Consider the following 480-nt stretch of genomic DNA (forward strand, 5'->3'; position numbering starts at 1 on the left):
CAGCGCCGATGGTAGTCGGGGGTTTCCCCCTGTGAGAGTAGGACGCCGCCAAGCAGTTTATCTATTTCTACCATGTTTGTTTATGAAGCTTATATCATTCCGCAGTAGCTCAGTGGTAGAGCTATCGGCTGTTAACCGATCGGTCGTAGGTTCGAATCCTACCTGCGGAGCCATTGCTTCCATAGCTCAGCAGGTAGAGCACTTCCATGGTAAGGAAGAGGTCAGCGGTTCGAGCCCGCTTGGAAGCTTTATTTAAATGTATTACTCTTACCAAGGTTTCTCAAAAAGGAGAAAGCTTTTTTTATTGCGATATGCGGAAGTAGTTCAGTGGTAGAACATCACCTTGCCAAGGTGGGGGTCGCGGGTTCGAATCCCGTCTTCCGCTCCATTTTTTCATCCCAACGGGATGTTGATACAAGTGAAAATGCGCCCGTAGCTCAATTGGATAGAGCGTTTGACTACGGATCAAAAGGTTAGGGG

At 48.3% G+C, this 480-nt stretch carries 3 tRNA genes; all 3 read left to right on the plus strand.

The annotated features are described in order from the left end of the window. Positions 1-98: 98 nt before the first annotated feature. The 3 genes from LNN34_RS21780 to LNN34_RS21790 all read left to right on the plus strand — a co-directional run bounded on the left by LNN34_RS21780 (position 99) and on the right by LNN34_RS21790 (position 388). Positions 99-173 (plus strand) — tRNA-Asn (locus LNN34_RS21780). 2 nt (positions 174-175) lie between these two features. Beyond that, a tRNA-Thr gene (locus tag LNN34_RS21785) sits at positions 176-248 on the plus strand. Between the two features lie 65 nt (positions 249-313). Continuing rightward, positions 314-388 (plus strand) — tRNA-Gly (locus LNN34_RS21790). Positions 389-480 lie beyond the last annotated feature (92 nt).

This window comes from Bacillus sp. AF23, assembly GCF_020861455.1.
Taxonomy (GTDB): Bacteria; Bacillota; Bacilli; order Bacillales; family Bacillaceae; genus Bacillus; species Bacillus halotolerans.